Source organism: Methylobacterium sp. J-059, from assembly GCF_022829485.1.
Taxonomy (GTDB): domain Bacteria; phylum Pseudomonadota; class Alphaproteobacteria; order Rhizobiales; family Beijerinckiaceae; genus Methylobacterium.
Genome location: NZ_JAKSYA010000032.1, coordinates 1 through 14,444, shown reverse-complemented (window position 1 = coordinate 14,444; position 14,444 = coordinate 1). Strand labels below are relative to the sequence as shown.

At 70.3% G+C, this 14,444-nt stretch carries 14 protein-coding genes; 7 read left to right on the top strand and 7 right to left on the bottom strand.

Going from position 1 to position 14,444, the window contains the following annotated elements:
- Positions 1-16 precede the first annotated feature (16 nt).
- Both fabG and fabD read right to left on the bottom strand, forming a co-directional pair.
- On the bottom strand, positions 17-754 hold the full coding sequence (gene fabG, locus MKK55_RS01945; protein ID WP_243933013.1) for a 3-oxoacyl-[acyl-carrier-protein] reductase: 738 nt from the start codon (positions 752-754) through the stop codon (positions 17-19).
- A gap of 206 nt (positions 755-960) precedes the next feature.
- Positions 961-1,896: an ACP S-malonyltransferase gene (fabD, locus tag MKK55_RS01940; protein WP_313898950.1), complete on the bottom strand. Its 936-nt coding sequence runs from the start codon at positions 1,894-1,896 to the stop codon at positions 961-963.
- A 251-nt stretch (positions 1,897-2,147) separates the two neighbouring features.
- Between fabD and rpoZ the strand changes: the two genes are divergently transcribed.
- Complete coding sequence (rpoZ, locus tag MKK55_RS01935; protein WP_147727742.1) at positions 2,148-2,558, top strand: DNA-directed RNA polymerase subunit omega; 411 nt, start codon at positions 2,148-2,150, stop codon at positions 2,556-2,558.
- A gap of 172 nt (positions 2,559-2,730) precedes the next feature.
- Positions 2,731-4,977, top strand: a complete 2,247-nt coding sequence (locus MKK55_RS01930) for a RelA/SpoT family protein (protein ID WP_243933012.1) — start codon at positions 2,731-2,733, stop codon at positions 4,975-4,977.
- Positions 4,978-5,267: 290 nt separating this feature from the next.
- On the opposite strand, the gene MKK55_RS01925 is transcribed toward MKK55_RS01930, so the two are convergent.
- Complete coding sequence (locus MKK55_RS01925; RefSeq protein ID WP_243933011.1) at positions 5,268-5,450, bottom strand: hypothetical protein; 183 nt, start codon at positions 5,448-5,450, stop codon at positions 5,268-5,270.
- A gap of 125 nt (positions 5,451-5,575) precedes the next feature.
- On the opposite strand from MKK55_RS01925, the gene MKK55_RS01920 reads away from it, so the two are divergent.
- The 4 genes from MKK55_RS01920 (at position 5,576) to MKK55_RS01905 (ending at position 8,671) form a co-directional block, all read left to right on the top strand.
- Positions 5,576-6,064 carry a lipocalin-like domain-containing protein gene (locus tag MKK55_RS01920; RefSeq protein WP_243933010.1) on the top strand — a complete coding sequence of 163 codons (489 nt, stop codon included), beginning with the start codon at positions 5,576-5,578 and terminating at the stop codon, positions 6,062-6,064.
- A gap of 358 nt (positions 6,065-6,422) precedes the next feature.
- Entirely contained in the window at positions 6,423-6,920 is a 498-nt protein-coding gene (locus MKK55_RS01915; RefSeq protein ID WP_243933009.1) for a hypothetical protein, read from the top strand.
- 161 nt (positions 6,921-7,081) lie between these two features.
- Entirely contained in the window at positions 7,082-7,672 is a 591-nt protein-coding gene (gene pyrE / locus MKK55_RS01910; protein WP_243933008.1) for an orotate phosphoribosyltransferase, read from the top strand.
- Between the two features lie 336 nt (positions 7,673-8,008).
- The gene (locus MKK55_RS01905) at positions 8,009-8,671 is read left to right on the top strand and encodes an NYN domain-containing protein (RefSeq protein ID WP_243933007.1); all 663 of its coding nucleotides are present in this window, start codon (positions 8,009-8,011) and stop codon (positions 8,669-8,671) included.
- Here the strand turns inward: MKK55_RS01905 and MKK55_RS01900 are convergent.
- The 3 genes from MKK55_RS01900 to dapA form a co-directional block, all read right to left on the bottom strand.
- Complete coding sequence (locus MKK55_RS01900; RefSeq protein WP_243933006.1) at positions 8,668-9,243, bottom strand: peroxiredoxin; 576 nt, start codon at positions 9,241-9,243, stop codon at positions 8,668-8,670. The genes MKK55_RS01905 and MKK55_RS01900 overlap by 4 nt on opposite strands.
- 312 nt (positions 9,244-9,555) lie before the next feature.
- On the bottom strand, positions 9,556-10,029 hold the full coding sequence (smpB, locus tag MKK55_RS01895; RefSeq protein ID WP_147727737.1) for an SsrA-binding protein SmpB: 474 nt from the start codon (positions 10,027-10,029) through the stop codon (positions 9,556-9,558).
- Between the two features lie 21 nt (positions 10,030-10,050).
- On the bottom strand, positions 10,051-10,950 hold the full coding sequence (gene dapA / locus MKK55_RS01890; RefSeq protein WP_147727736.1) for a 4-hydroxy-tetrahydrodipicolinate synthase: 900 nt from the start codon (positions 10,948-10,950) through the stop codon (positions 10,051-10,053).
- A gap of 203 nt (positions 10,951-11,153) precedes the next feature.
- Between dapA and MKK55_RS01885 the strand changes: the two genes are divergently transcribed.
- A complete protein-coding gene (locus MKK55_RS01885) occupies positions 11,154-13,463 on the top strand; it encodes a transglycosylase SLT domain-containing protein (RefSeq protein ID WP_243933005.1) in 2,310 nt (769 codons plus the stop codon).
- A gap of 438 nt (positions 13,464-13,901) precedes the next feature.
- Here the strand turns inward: MKK55_RS01885 and MKK55_RS01880 are convergent, their stop codons facing one another.
- Positions 13,902-14,087 carry a hypothetical protein gene (locus MKK55_RS01880; RefSeq protein WP_243933003.1) on the bottom strand — a complete coding sequence of 62 codons (186 nt, stop codon included), beginning with the start codon at positions 14,085-14,087 and terminating at the stop codon, positions 13,902-13,904.
- Between the last annotated feature and the right edge of the window lie 357 nt (positions 14,088-14,444).

Below are 14,444 nucleotides of genomic sequence, written 5' to 3'. Positions count from 1 at the left end.
GCCGCGCGCCCCGGCGTCACACCATCGCCATGCCGCCGTTGACGTGCAGCGTCTGGCCGGTGACGTAGGCCGCTTCCGCCGAGGCGAGGTAGACCACGGCGGCGGCCACCTCCGCACCCTCGCCGAGGCGCCCGGCCGGCACCCGGCCGAGGATGCCCTCGCGCTGCTTCTCGTTGAGCACGTCGGTCATCGGCGAGGCGATGAAGCCGGGGCTGACGCAGTTCACGGTGACGTTGCGCGAGGCGACCTCCGCCGCCAGCGCCTTGGTCAGCCCGACGAGCCCGGCCTTGGCCGCCGCGTAGTTGCCCTGGCCGGGGTTGCCGGTGGTGCCGACCACCGAGCCGATGTTGACGATGCGCCCGGCCCGCCGCCGCATCATCCCCCGCACCGCCGCCCGCGACAGGCGGAACGCGGCGGTGAGGTTGACGGCGATGACCTGGTCCCACTCCTCGTCCTTCATCCGCACGAAGATGTTGTCCCGGGTGATGCCGGCGTTGTTGACCAGGATGTCGAGCCCGCCGAGCGCGGCCTCCGCCGCCGGCACCAGCGCCTCGACGGCGGCCGTGTCGGACAGGTTCGTCGGCAGCACGTGCGCGCGCGCGCCGAGCTCGCCCGCCAGCGCCTCCAGCGCCTCGGCGCGGGTGCCCGACAGGGCCACCGCGGCCCCCTGCGCATGCAGCGCCCGCGCGATGGCGCCGCCGAGTCCGCCGGTGGCGCCGGTGACGAGGGCTTTCTTGCCGGTGAGATCGAACATGGGGATCACCTCATCTGTGGGTGTCGAAGTCTTGGTATCGGCTCCGCGCGTCTCCCTCCCCCCTCTGCGGGGGAGGGTGGCCCCCGCGTCAGCGGGGGTCGGGGGAGGGGAGCGCCGTATCCGAAGGCGTCGCTCCCCGCCTCCGATCCGCTTCGCGGGCCACCTTCTCCCGCAGAGGGGAGAAGGAAGGCGCGCGCGGGCCTCGATCACGCCACGGAGAACGCGGCGACGTCGTCCGGCGTCCCGACCGGCACCGCCGCGGCACCGGCCGCGATGCGCTTGACGAGGCCCGACAGAACCTTGCCGGAGCCGATCTCGGAGAACGCGTCGACGCCCGCCGCCGCCATGGCCGCGATGCTCTCGCGCCAGCGCACGGTTCCGGTCACCTGCGCCACGAGGTTTCGGCGAATCGCATCGGGATCCGAGACCGGCGCCGCGAGCACGTTGGCGTAGAGCGGCACCGCCGGCGGGTTGAGCGTGACCGCGTCGAGCGCCGCCCGCATCGCCTCGGCGGCGGGCTGCATCAGGCGGCAGTGAAACGGCGCCGAGACGTTGAGCATCACCGCGCGCTTGATCCCGCGCGCCTGCGCGAGCGCCACGGCGCGCTCGACCGCGGCCCGGTCGCCCGAGAGAACGACCTGGCCAGCGCCGTTGTCGTTGGCGACGTCGCAGACCGCGCCCTCGGCCGCCTCCGCCGCGATCGCCGCGGCGGTCTCGACCTCGGCGCCGATCAGCGCCGCCATGGCGCCGTCGCCGGGGGCGACCGCCGCCTGCATCGCCTCGCCGCGGATGCGCAGCAGCCGCGCGGTGTCGGCGATCGTGAGGCTGCCGGCGGCGGCGAGGGCGGAATATTCCCCGAGCGAATGCCCGGCGACGAAGGCGACGTCGCGCGCGAGATCGAGCCCGCGCTCGGCCTCCAGCACCCGCAGCACCGCGAGGCTCGCGGCCATCAGCGCCGGCTGCGCGTTGGCGGTCAGCGTCAGCGCGTCGAGCGGGCCCTCGAACATCACGCGGGAGAGCGGCTGGCCCAGGGCGTCGTCGACCTCGGCGAACACGGCGCGCGCCTGCGGGAAGGCCTCGGCCAGCGCCTTGCCCATGCCGACGGCCTGGCTGCCCTGGCCCGGAAAGATGAGTGCCCGCACGGTCGCTCCGTCGCCTAACCCATTGTCGGAAAGGGCGGCGCAGTCGCACCACCCGCCGCGGGTGTCAACAATGCAGCGCACAAACCGGGCCTGCGCCCCGGAGCGTCGCGGCTCGGCGATTCGTGCCGTCGGCGGCACGGTCTCGCGGGATGCACGACGCAATAAACCGCTGTGCTTGTTGCCAAACCGCAACCGGTGTATGAGCCGGCACCGCCCGACATCCCCGTATCCGCTGGAAGGAGCCGCCGCGCATGGCTCGCGTCACCGTCGAAGATTGCATCGAGAAGGTCGAGAACCGGTTCGAGCTGGTCCTGCTCGCGAGCCACCGCGCGCGTCTCCTCGCCGCCGGCGCGCCGCTCACCGTGGACCGCGACCGCGACAAGAACCCGGTCGTGGCGCTCCGCGAGATCGGCGACGAGACCATCACCGCCGACGACCTCAAGGAACAGCTGATCCACTCGATGCAGAAGTACGTCGAGGTCGACGAGCCGGAGGCCGAGGCCGTGCCGCTGCTGTCGAGCTCGCCCACCGCCGCCGCCGTCTCGCCGACCGCCGCGAGCGACGATTCCGCGCCGCAGTTCGACCGCATGAGCGAGGAGGACCTGCTCCGCGGCCTCGAGAATCTGGCGCCGCCCGTCGAGACCGACGACGAGGGCGAGTAGCCTCCGGCGTCGTCGCCGGACTTCGGACTTTCACGGGCCCGGCGGAGACGCCGGGCCTTTTGCTTGCGCGCCGCCTCGGCTTTCTCGGGCTGCGACGCATTCGGGGCTGGCGCGCGGCCGCGGCTTGCGTGAGACTTGCGCCTCCTCGTGATCGGAAAGGGTCTCCCGGCGGATGATGCGCCAGTACGAACTCGTCGAGCGGGTGAAGCGCTACAACCCCGCGACGAACGAGGCGCTGCTCAACCGTGCCTACGTCTACGCCATGCGCGCGCACGGCACGCAGAAGCGGGCGTCCGGCGACCCGTTCTTCGCCCATCCCCTCGAGGTCGCGGCGATCCTCACCGATCTGCGCCTCGACGACGCGACCATCGTCGCGGCGGTGCTGCACGACACCGTCGAGGATACGGCGGCGACGCTTGACGAGATCCGCGAGCTGTTCAGCCCCGAGATCGGCGCGCTGGTCGACGGCCTGACCAAGCTCAAGCGCCTCGACCTCGTCTCGAAGCGCGCGGCGCAGGGCGAGAATTTCCGCAAGCTGCTGCTCGCCGTGGCGGCGGACGTGCGCGTGCTGCTGGTCAAGCTCGCCGACCGCCTGCACAACATGCGCACGCTCCAGCACATGCGCGCCGACAAGCGCGAGCGGATCGCGCAGGAGACGCTGGACATCTACGCGCCGCTGGCCGGCCGCATGGGCATGCAGGAGCTGCGCGAGGAGCTGGAGGACCTGTCCTTCCGCAACCTCAAGCCGGAGATCTACGCCACCGTCACGCGGCGGCTCTCCGACCTCACCGCGAAGACCGAGAGCCTGGTCGACACCATCGAGCGCGACCTCACCGCAAAACTCTCCGCCCGCGGGATCGAGGCCGCCGTCACTGGCCGCCAGAAGCGGCCGTTCTCGATCTGGTCGAAGATGGAGCGCAAATCCGTCGCCTTCGAGCAGCTCTCGGACGTGTTCGGTTTCCGCGTCGTCGTCGAGACGCTGGACGATTGCTACGCGGCGCTCGGCGTCGTCCACACCACCTGGCCGATGGTGCCGGGGCGCTACAAGGACTACATCTCGACACCGAAGCAGAACGACTACCGCTCGATCCACACCACGGTGATCGGCCCGAAGAGCCAGCGCGTCGAGCTGCAGATCCGCACCCGGGCGATGGACGACATCGCCGAGTACGGCATCGCCGCGCACGCGCATTACAAGGAGGCCGGCAAGCTGCCGGCCGGCCGCGAGCCGGAGGGCGGCGTCGCCCCGCGGCTGGCGGCCGAGAGCGGCGCCTACCAGTGGCTGCGCCGCACGATCGAGCTGCTGGCCGAGGGCGACAGCCCCGAGGAGTTCCTCGAGCACACCAAGCTCGAGCTGTTCCAGGACCAGGTGTTCTGCTTCACGCCGAAGGGCCGGCTCATCGCCCTGCCGCGCGGCGCCACGCCGATCGACTTCGCCTACGCGGTGCACACCGACGTCGGCAACTCGGCGGTCGGCGCCAAGATCAACGGCCGGATGGCGCCGCTGCTGCACGAGCTCGCCAACGGCGACGAGGTCGAGATCTCGCGCTCGGACGGCGCCGCGCCGCCGGCCGCCTGGGAATCGCTCGTCGTCACCGGCAAGGCCCGCGCCGCGATCCGGCGCGCGACCCGCTCGGCGGTGCGTCGGCAATATGCCGGCCTCGGGCGCCAGATCCTCGACCGGGCGTTCGAGCGCGCGGGCAAGAGCTTCACCGACGACAAGCTGCGCGGCGCGCTCCCGCGCCTCGCCCGCGCCTCGGCCGAGGACGTGTTCGCGGCGGTGGGGCGCGGCGAGATGTTCTCGGGCGACGTCGTGCGCGGCGTCTACCCAGACTACAAGGACGAGCGGAAATCGGGCCCGGCCGGGGTGCTGCAACCGGTGGTCAACGGCGCCGGCCGCCTGATCCGGTCGAAGGACCAGACCATGCGCCTGACCTTCCCGGGCGGCGGCGCGGCGGACGGAACCGACGCGATCCCGATCCGCGGCCTCGCCGGCGACCTGCCCGTGAGCTTCGCCCCGGACGGCGGCGCGGTGCCCGGCGACCGCATCGTCGGCATCCTGACGCCCGGCGTCGGCGTGACGATCTACCCGATCCAGTCGGCGGCCCTGGCCGCGTTCGACAACGAGCCCGAGCGCTGGCTCGACGTGCGCTGGGACATCGAGGCGGACGCCACCGAGCGCTTCCCCGCGCGGCTCGCCACGCAATCGATCAACGAGCCCGGCGTGCTGGCGCAGATCGCACAGGTGATCGCCGACCACGACGGCAACATCGACAACCTCTCGATGAAGCGCCGCACCCAGGACTTCACCGACATCGTGATCGACCTCTCGGTCTGGGACCTGCAGCATCTGAACGCGATCATCGCGGAGCTGCGCGGCAAGCGGACGGTGAGCCGGGTCGACCGGGTGAACGGGTAGGGCGCCTCGGCGCGAGGACGTGGACGACGACTCGCGGCTTGCCACACCAGCTCGCCGCACCCTGGAGGCCATGCCCGCGGTGCCCGTGCTCTTGGTCGAACGATGCTTCACGCCGGGCCCGGTCGACGCCATCGCGGAGCGCTTTTCCCGGTCCGGGCGGGTGAGCCCGGACTTGTGGCGATGCCGCTCTCGGATCGCGTGGCCGCAGCACGAACCCGATCGCGCCGCCTGAAGCACGCTCGGGACGATGGATCCAGTCCCGACCGGATCATCCCTGAAGAATGCACCGTTCAGTTTCGTAAGATCGCCGGAATGGCGCTCGCGGTGATCGGCGCGAAGCGGCAAAGCTCATCGGCGAGATCGGCACCCCGGCGCTCGACCCGATGCTCGAAACCGTTCTGTCGCGCCTTTCCATCCTTCGGGGAGCCGGCCTTCTGGACGCGGTCCTCGACCCGGCATCGATCGGCATCCACCCGATCGACTATCGTTCGCGAAATGAGCGCCCTCGACACGCCTCCGAAATTGGTAGAGGATCGTATTCGCTCGACGATGTATTGTATATCGTCCGATTCGCATGCAATCACCCGAGGAGGCGCCCATGCTACGCAGCCTGTGTGCGGTCGCGCTGCTGTCGATCCCGGCGACCGCCGACGCCATCGAGCCGTCGGAGGTGTACGGCACCTGGAAGCTTGTCAGCAGCGTGACGCGCTTCATCGATACCGGCGAGGAGCGCAACACCCTCGGGTCGAAGCCGGTCGGTTACATCACCTACTCGCCCGACGGGCGCATGATGACGGTTGCCGTGAGCAACGAGCGGCCGAATGTCGAGAAGGCGACCAATCTGACCGATGCCGATCGCGCGAAACTGTTCCGGACGATGTGGGCCTATGCGGGAACGTTCAACTTGAACGGCAACGCCATCACCCACCACGTCGATGCATCGTGGAACGAATTCTGGAGCGGCCAAGACTTCATACGGGATATCGTGGCTCGGGATGGTCGGCTGATCTACACGACGAAGCCGCAGATGTCGGTCCAGGAGGGGAAGATGGAGGTGCTCACGATCGTCTGGGAGAAGGTCAGATAGTTTTCTTGCTGCGTACTCGACACGCTGCTCGGCGAGGCATGGCGCATGTCGAAGGATCGAGAGCGACCCCTCTGCGACTCAGCCTGCATTGGTGCCGCTCGTTGCCCGAAGACGTTTCGGACACGGTCGAGAATGGCATGCGCCACGTACTTCGCCGTATCGCATGATCCATCATATTCTTTGGATGTTTCGATTGCGAAGTCGATTGTTGTTCGAGGAAATATTGCAGATACGGACAGTCGTTTGATCGACCGCAGATACGTATATAGACGTGTCTGACCGCCATCTTTTATAAGAGGGTTTGGCGATAATTTACGTCCGTAAAAAAAATCATGCACCTCAGCAAGGAGGACGTCCAATGTTGAAGAAGACAGTGGTATCCGCTGCCGTTGCAACGATGATCGCCGGGACGGTGGCTGCTCGCGCCATGCCGATGAACGGCACGTTCTGGGTTCACTACGACAAGCAGAGTCCGCAACCGACGGGTCCTGACCGCGTGCAGATCGACGAGAGCGGTTCGGGCGTCAACAGGAGCCCGGGTCAGCCGCTCGACAACGCGCAGGTCACGCTCGAGGACAGCGTGACGCTCGTGAAAGGTCAGGGGCCGGTGAAGGGTAGGATTACCCTGACGACGCCGGACGGTTCGGTGACCAGTACGCTGCAAGGAAAGGTGACGACCGATCCGCAGGGGCGCCTCATGGCCGTCGGAAGCTCGAAGGTCGTCGAGGCGACGGGCGCGTTCGTGGGCATGAAGGGGAACGGGAATTTCACGACCACCTTCTCCTCGCCGACGGATCAGGTCACCCAATGGCAGGGGAACTTCAAGCCGCCCGCCGGCATGGCGTCCAACCGCTGACGTCGGCGACGCCGGCCCGTCCGCTGCCCCGCGGGCGGGTTTTTCGGGTTCCGAATGCGAGCCGGGACACGAACGCCTTCCTCTTCCCCTTCCGCTTGCCTCCACCTGCTCCCGCTGCCACAAGCGCACCATTCGCCATCACCCCGCGAGGAGCCGTGCGCATGAGTCCGGATGAGGTTCTCGCGGAGTTCCGCGATGCGGGCGCGCTGCTCGAAGGCCACTTCATCCTGAGCTCCGGCCTGCGCTCGGCGGTCTTCCTGCAGAAGATGGCGATCTTTTCCGAGCCGCCGCGCACCGAGCGCCTGTGCAGGGCGCTCGCCGCCGTGATCACGGCGCGCTTCGGCCAGGTCGACATCGTCGTCTCGCCGGCGATCGGCGGCATCGTGCCCGGCTACGAGACCGCCCGGCACCTCGGGGCGCGGGCGATCTTCGTCGAGCGCGATCCCGGCGGCCCGTTCACCCTGCGGCGCGGCTTCAGCATCCCGGCCGGCCAGCGCGCGGTGATCGTCGAGGACATCGTCACGACCGGGCTGTCCGCGCGCGAATGCCTCGCCTCGCTGCGGGGCGAGCCCGGCGAGATCGTCGGCGCCGCCTGCCTGATCGACCGCTCGGGCGGCCGCGGCGAGATCGGCCTGCCTTTGCTCTCGCTCGTCACCCTCGACATCCCGGCCTATCCCCCCGACGCGCTGCCGCCCGAGCTGGCCGCATTGCCGCCGGTGAAGCCGGGCAGCCGCGCCATGCCGAAGGCCTGAGCGCCGGCCGACGGGCTCACGCGCGTTTGATCGTCCCGGCAGCAGATGTTTCGCTGTTGTTGCGGGGCGAATGAGAAAAAGATCGACGAGGTTGTGTCGACCGATCGTCGAAAGGACGTTTTTCGTCGAAGGTTGACACATTCCATCGTGCGCTTCACACATGCCGTACGGTCACTATTGCGCACCGGCGCCGGCGATTTTTGGAACAAGCAGCGTCCACTGTCCTCTGTTGGGCCGACTTTGCACCCGTAACCTTGATGCGTGTCGTCCACCTGCTTTTCCGCGGGCGGTACGTGCCATGATTGTTTTGGTTATATTTTAGAAATGGATCGTGCCATGAGTGCACTACAGCGCAGCGCCCTGTTCATCGACGGCGCCAACCTCTACGCGACGACGAAGGCCCTCGGCTTCGACATAGACTACAAGCGGCTTCTGAAAGAATTCCAGTCCCGCGACAACATGATTCGGGCGTTCTACTACACCGCGATGATCGAGGATCAGGAGTATTCCTCGATCCGTCCGCTGATCGACTGGCTCGACTACAACGGCTACCGCGTCGTCACCAAGCCCGCCAAGGAGTTCACCGACTCGCTCGGCCGCCGCAAGGTCAAGGGCAACATGGACATCGAGCTTGCGATCGATGCGCTCGAGCTGAGCCAGTACATCGACCACATGGTGCTGTTCTCCGGCGACGGCGATTTCCGCTCGCTGGTCGAGGCGATGCAGCGCCGCGGCGTGAAGGTCACGGTAGTCTCCACCATCCAGACCCAGCCGGCGATGATCTCCGACGACCTGCGCCGCCAGGCCGACGAGTTCGTCGACCTCGTGCAGCTGATCGGCAAGGTCGGGCGAGACCCCGGCGAGCGGCAGGCTCGCCCGGCCGGCGACCGGACGCGCGACTATGCCGAGCGGCCCGCCCGCGCCAACCCGGGCCTGGAAAGCCGCTACGGCATCCGTCAGGGCGCGAACGGAGCGCCGGACGCCCCCGCCGAGGATTAGGCCTTCGCGGTTCCCTCCCCATCGAGCCAGGCCAGGATGTCGGCCGCGCTGCGATCGGGTGGGAACACCGGGTAGAACACCTTCGTCACGACGCCGTCGTCGACGACGAGGCTGAGCCTGCACAGCAGGATGGTACCGGCCGCCTCGAAGGTCGGCAGCCGCACCGCCATCGCGAAGGCACGCGAGGCTTCCGACAGCAGCGTGAACGGCAGCTGCAGGCGCGTCGCCGCCTCGCGCTGGTAGGCGCCCGTCTGCGTCGAGAGCCCGTGCACCTGCGCGACGCCGCGGGCCTTCAGGTCGTCATGGAGATCGCGGAAGCCGCACGCTTGCGGCGTGCAGCCGCGTGCACCGGGAATCGCGTCCCAGTCCGCCATCAGGTTCGGCTGTCCCGGCGCGCCGGTTCGCGGATAGGCGAAGACCACCGTCCGCCCGGCGAGCTTCGCCAGCGAGACGCGGGTGCCGTCGGTCGCCGCGAGCGACACGTCCGGCAGCCTCATCCCGGTCAGGTGCGCCGCCGCACCGTCGTCGATCGGGTCGGGGAGGTCGGCGGGCAGGGCGAGGTTCGGGTCCATGGCGCGGCTCCGGTTCGAGCAGGCAGTCTGGCGAGACGGGCATCGCGCACGCCATCTCTCGTTCCCGCCTCAAAATCTGCTTTCTTAATCGAACATCCGCGCGTCGCTTCCCTCCCCCCCCTGCGGGGGAGGGTGGGCCTCGCGTCAGCGAGGGTCGGGAGAGGGGAGCGCCGTATCCGGCATCGTCGCTCCCCTCTCCCGACCCGCTTCGCGGGCCACCCTCCCCCGCAGAGGGGGGAGGGAAGGCGTGCTCTCTGACTCTCGCAGCCCGGCCCGGGCATCGTCGCGCCGACCCGCGCGGCCGTCCGGGAGCTACCCCCGGTCGCGCATGATCCGGGCGCGGTCGCGCTGCCAGTCGCGCTCCTTGGCGGCCTCGCGCTTGTCGTGGGCCTGCTTGCCCTTGCCGAGGCCGAGCTCGACCTTCGCGCGGCCCTTCTCGTTGAAGTAGATCTTCAGCGGCACCACCGTGTAGCCCTGGCGCTGCGTCGCGCCGATCCACTTGTCGATCTGGCGGCGGTGCATCAGTAGGCGCCGCGGGCGCTTGGTCTCGTGGTTGAAGCGGCTCGCCTGGACGTATTCCGGGATGTAGGCGTTGAACAGCATCAGGTCGCCGCCCGACGGGCCGGCATAGGCCTCGCCGATGGTCGCGCGCCCGCTGCGCAGCGATTTCACCTCGGTTCCGGTCAGCGAGATGCCGGCCTCCAGGGTGTCCTCGATCGCGTAGTGGAAGCGCGCGGCGCGGTTGTCGGCGACGATGCGCCGGTTCGGTTCGGGTTTGGGAGCCATCGGTCTCTTCGGTGCCTGGCGTCAGCCGGCCAGGAGGCCGGCATGGCGCAGGGCGGCGTCGACGATCGCCTTGGTCGCGTCCGAGACCGGCACGAGCGGCAGGCGCACGTCGGCGCTCATGTGGCCAAGGCGTTCCAGGGCGTACTTCACCGGCGAGGGGTTGGATTCGGCGAACAGCCCGACCTGGAGCGGCAGCAGCCGGTCCTGCAGCTGCAGCGCCTTGGCGAAGTCGCCCGACAGGGTCGCCTCCTGGAGGTCGGCGCAGAGCCGCGGCGCCACGTTCGACACGACCGAGATGCAGCCGTGGCCGCCATGGGCGTTGTAGCCGAGCGCGGTCGCATCTTCGCCCGAAAGCTGGATGAAACCCTCGCCCATGGCCTGCCGCTGGAGGCTGACGCGATCGATCTTGGCGGTCGCGTCCTTCACCCCGGCGATGTTCTTGAGCTCGAACAGCCGCGCCATCGTCTCGACGCTCATGTCGACGACGGAGCGCGGAGGGATGTTGTAGATGATGATCGGAATGCCGACCGCGTCGTTGACGGCCTTGAAGTGGGCGTAGAGCCCGCCCTGCGTCGGCTTGTTGTAGTACGGCGTGACCACGAGCACCGCGTCGGCGCCCGCCTTCTCGGCGTGCTGCGCCCGCTCGACCGCCTCGGCCGTGGAGTTCGATCCGGCGCCGGCGATCACCGGCACGCGGCCGCCGGCCTCGTCGATGCAGGCCTCGACCACGCGGTCGTGCTCGCTGTGCGTCAGCGTCGGGCTCTCGCCGGTGGTGCCGGTCGGCACCAGGCCGTGGCTGCCCTGCTCGATCTGCCAGGCCACGAACTTTCGGAACGCCGCCTCGTCGAAGGCGCCGTCGCGGAACGGCGTCACCAGGGCGGTCATGGAGCCCCGAAGGCGGCGCGCAGTGGTCTCGGTCATCTCGGGCGTCCCAGCCGGTCTCGTTGCCCGCTCCGGCCTGGGCCGGTGGTCCGGCGCCGCGCTGCGGGCGGCGCAGACATAGGGCTTCCACCACCCCCGCGCAAACCCTTCGCGCACGCGGTTAATGCGTTCTTAACGCTCGGCGCCGAGGCTGTCCTTTGCCGGCATCCGTCGAAACCGGATCGCAGAGAGTGACCGCATCCATGGCGTCCCTCACACGCTCGCAGATCGTTGCCCTCGGCCTCGCGCTGACCGCGGGCGTGGCGCTGGCCGCGCCGGCGGTCGACCTGCCGCGTGTCCAGGCCCCGCCCGCCTCGCAGCCGACGCCGCCGGCGAGCGACGCCACGGCGCCGGCCAGCCAGGTCGAGGGTGCCAGGACCGCGATCGATCCGGTCGCCGCCGACGCGCTCAAGCTCGATCCGAAGGCCGCCGGCGATGCCGGGGCCGCCAAGCCGCTTCCGCCCGGGCAGGCGCTCCCGGCGGGCGCCGCCGCCTACGCCTCGGCCGACCCGGACGCGCCCGTCGCCTTCCCGCTGCCCGACGCCGCCGTGACGCCGGCCGCCCCCGTGCCGGAGGTGCCGGGCCTCGGCCCGATCGCCCGCGTCGGCGACACCGACGTCGCCCAGCTGCGCCAGGCGATCGACTTCTACCGCAAGGGCAAGGTCGCCGACGGCGACCGCCTGCGCGACGGCTTCTCCGATCCGGCGGCGCGGGCGCTGCTCGAATGGGTCGCGATCCGCGCCGGCGCCGGCATCGGCTTCGAGCGCACCGTCGCCTTCACCCGCGCCAACCCGGACTGGCCGGCGGGCCCGCTTCTCCGCCGCCGCGCCGAGGAGGCGTTGCTCACCGAGCGCAGGAATCCGGCGATGGTGCGCGCCTATTTCGGTGCGACCCGGCCGGCGAGCGCGCCGGGCAAGTTCGCCCTGGCGCTGGCGTTCAAGGCGGACGGGCTCGATGCGGACGCCGCCGACCTCGTCCGCGACCTGTGGCGCTCCGAGACCTTCGGCCGCTCGCTCGAGGCCAGGGTCGCCGACGCCTTCCCGGGCGTGCTCACCCGCATCGATCACCGCTACCGCATGGAGCGTGCGCTCCTGAAGGAAGACTGGGAGGCGGCCGGCCGGGCCGCGACCTATGCCGGCGGCGCCTATGCCAGCCTGGTGCGGGCGCGCCGCGCCGTCGAGGACAAGAGCTCCGGGGCCGCGTCCGCGCTCGCCGCGGTGCCGCCGTCGCTGCGCAGCGACAGCTCCTACATCCTGTCGCGGGCGCAGTTCCTGCGCCGGGCCGACAAGCCGGCCGAGGCGGCGGCCGTGCTGGCGACCGCGCCGAGCAACCCGGACGTGCTCGTCGACGGCGACGAATGGTGGGTCGAGCGCCGCATCGTCGCGCGCAAGCTGATCGACCTCGGCGACGCCAGGACCGCCTACGCGGTGGCGAGCGCCAACCCGGCCCGCACGGTCGAGAAGCGGATCGAGGCCGAGTTCCACGCCGGCTGGATTGCGCTCCGCTTCGGCAGCGACCCGGAGGCCGCGTCCCGCCACTTCGCGCTGGCCGCCGGCATCGCCGAGACGCCGATCTCGATCGCCCGCGCCGCCTACTGGCAGGGCCGGGCGGCCGAAGCCCTCGGGCAGGCCGATGCGGCCAAGGGGTTCTACGAGACGGCGGCGCTGCAGCCGATCGCCTATTACGGGCAGCTCGCCCGGGCCAAGCTCGGCCAGACCAGCCTCGCGCTGCGCGCGCCCGCCGACCTCGACGGCCCGGCCCGCGCCGCCTTCGACGACCGCCTCTGCATCCGTGCCCTGCGCCTGCTCGGGGCCGCCTCGCTGAAGGAGCTGGCGCTTCCGCTCTACATCGACACCGCGCAGCGCCTCACCGATGCGCGCGAGGTGCAGGCCCTCGGCGACCTCGCCGTCGAGATGAAGGACGCCCGCGCCCTCGTCGCCGTCGGCAAGCTCGCGGTGCAGCGCGGCCTGCCGCTCGACGCGCACGCCTACCCCACCATCGGCATCCCGACCTACGAGGCGTTCGGCTCGGTGCCGCTGGTCGAGAAGGCGATGGTCTTCGCGATCGCGCGCCAGGAAAGCCAGTTCGACCCGCGGGCGCAGTCCGGCGTCGGCGCGCGCGGCCTGATGCAGATGATGCCGGCCACCGCCCAGCGCACCGCGCGACGCGTCTCGGCCGCCTACGACCCGGACCGGCTCGGCACCGACGCGATCTACAGCGCGCGCCTCGGCCAGGCCCATCTCGGCGAGCTGATGGAGGATTGGCGCGGCTCCTACATCCTCGCCTTCGCCTCCTACAACGCCGGCGGCGGCAACGTGAAGAAGTGGATCGACGCCTACGGCGATCCGCGCAAGGGCGAGGTCGACGCGATCGACTGGGTCGAGCGCATCCCGTTCACCGAGACCCGCAACTACGTCCAGCGGGTGATGGAGAACCTGCAGGTCTACCGCACCCGCCTCGACGGCAAGAGCGCGCTGCTGATCGACGGGGACCTTCATCGCGGAGCGCGGTGAGGGGGTCGCGGGCGGCCGACGTGCCCGAACGGCGAAGCACGGTTCGACGACCTGACCGCGACCGTCCTGAAACCCGACCCGTCAGTCCGGGGCCGCGCAGCGGAGCCCGGAACCCAGAACCGCCAGCGAAGCTGTCCGAATCGACCGTCGACGCCCTTTCGGGCCGGCTCGGCGGTTCGGGATTCCGGGCTCGCCTTCGGTGCCCCGGAATGACGGGTTGGGTTTGGCGAATGAGCCGCCCCGCTCGGCGACATTCGACCCGTCCGCAAGTCGATGCGGGAGACGAGCCCCATCGCCCGATCGCATGGGGGTCCGACGAAGGCGACCCCTGGATGGCGGGCACGCCCGTCACCCAGAGGCCTGGCCTGCTGCTTCGACTGCCTCAGGACCAACGCGATGGCCCGAGCCCGCCCGGCCCGAGCCGGGCGGGAGGCGCGCTCAGAACTCGCCGCCGAGCCCGGCCCGCACCCCGTGGCCGCCGTCGCCGCCATAGGCGTAGCCGACGTTGATCGCCAGCGGCACGGCGGTCGGCAGGCGGTGCGAGAGTGCCGCGCCGCCGGCCCACTCGCCGCGATAGGTCGCGCTGTTGAGGACCCAGGTGGTGCGGCCGGGTGCCGAGGGCATCGACGCGGTCGGCATCGCCAACGCCGTGGCGACGCCCTGGCGTGCCTCGCGCCGGGTCTCGGTGGTGTATTGCTACAGGGCGTTCGTGCGCGATTCCAGCGTGCCGACGCGGGACTCGACGCCGCCGATCCGCTCTTCCGCCGAGTCGAGGCGGGAGCCGAGGCCTGCGGTGGTGCTCCGCCCGTGGCACGGCGGAAGGTCCGAACGTCGTCGCCGAGTCCAGCATCGTCACGCCAGACTACCGCACTAACGCCCTCTCGACAGACACCCCCGAGCCCCGTCGCGAGGCACGCCAGGGCGTCGCCACGGCGTTGGCGATGCCGACCGCGTCGATGCCCTCGGCACCCGGCCGCACCA

What these genes read in the sequence shown, in the direction of transcription:
- fabG (WP_243933013.1), bottom strand. Translation starts at nt 754, where the DNA reads ATGTTCGATCTCACCGGCAAGAAAGCCCTCGTCACCGGCGCCACCGGC.
- rpoZ (WP_147727742.1), top strand. Translation starts at nt 2,148, where the DNA reads ATGGCTCGCGTCACCGTCGAAGATTGCATCGAGAAGGTCGAGAACCGG.
- MKK55_RS01930 (WP_243933012.1), top strand. Translation starts at nt 2,731, where the DNA reads ATGATGCGCCAGTACGAACTCGTCGAGCGGGTGAAGCGCTACAACCCC.
- MKK55_RS01920 (WP_243933010.1), top strand. Translation starts at nt 5,576, where the DNA reads ATGCTACGCAGCCTGTGTGCGGTCGCGCTGCTGTCGATCCCGGCGACC.
- MKK55_RS01915 (WP_243933009.1), top strand. Translation starts at nt 6,423, where the DNA reads ATGTTGAAGAAGACAGTGGTATCCGCTGCCGTTGCAACGATGATCGCC.
- pyrE (WP_243933008.1), top strand. Translation starts at nt 7,082, where the DNA reads ATGAGTCCGGATGAGGTTCTCGCGGAGTTCCGCGATGCGGGCGCGCTG.
- MKK55_RS01905 (WP_243933007.1), top strand. Translation starts at nt 8,009, where the DNA reads ATGAGTGCACTACAGCGCAGCGCCCTGTTCATCGACGGCGCCAACCTC.
- MKK55_RS01900 (WP_243933006.1), bottom strand. Translation starts at nt 9,243, where the DNA reads ATGGACCCGAACCTCGCCCTGCCCGCCGACCTCCCCGACCCGATCGAC.
- smpB (WP_147727737.1), bottom strand. Translation starts at nt 10,029, where the DNA reads ATGGCTCCCAAACCCGAACCGAACCGGCGCATCGTCGCCGACAACCGC.
- dapA (WP_147727736.1), bottom strand. Translation starts at nt 10,950, where the DNA reads ATGACCGAGACCACTGCGCGCCGCCTTCGGGGCTCCATGACCGCCCTG.
- MKK55_RS01885 (WP_243933005.1), top strand. Translation starts at nt 11,154, where the DNA reads ATGGCGTCCCTCACACGCTCGCAGATCGTTGCCCTCGGCCTCGCGCTG.
- MKK55_RS01880 (WP_243933003.1), bottom strand. Translation starts at nt 14,087, where the DNA reads ATGCCCTCGGCACCCGGCCGCACCACCTGGGTCCTCAACAGCGCGACC.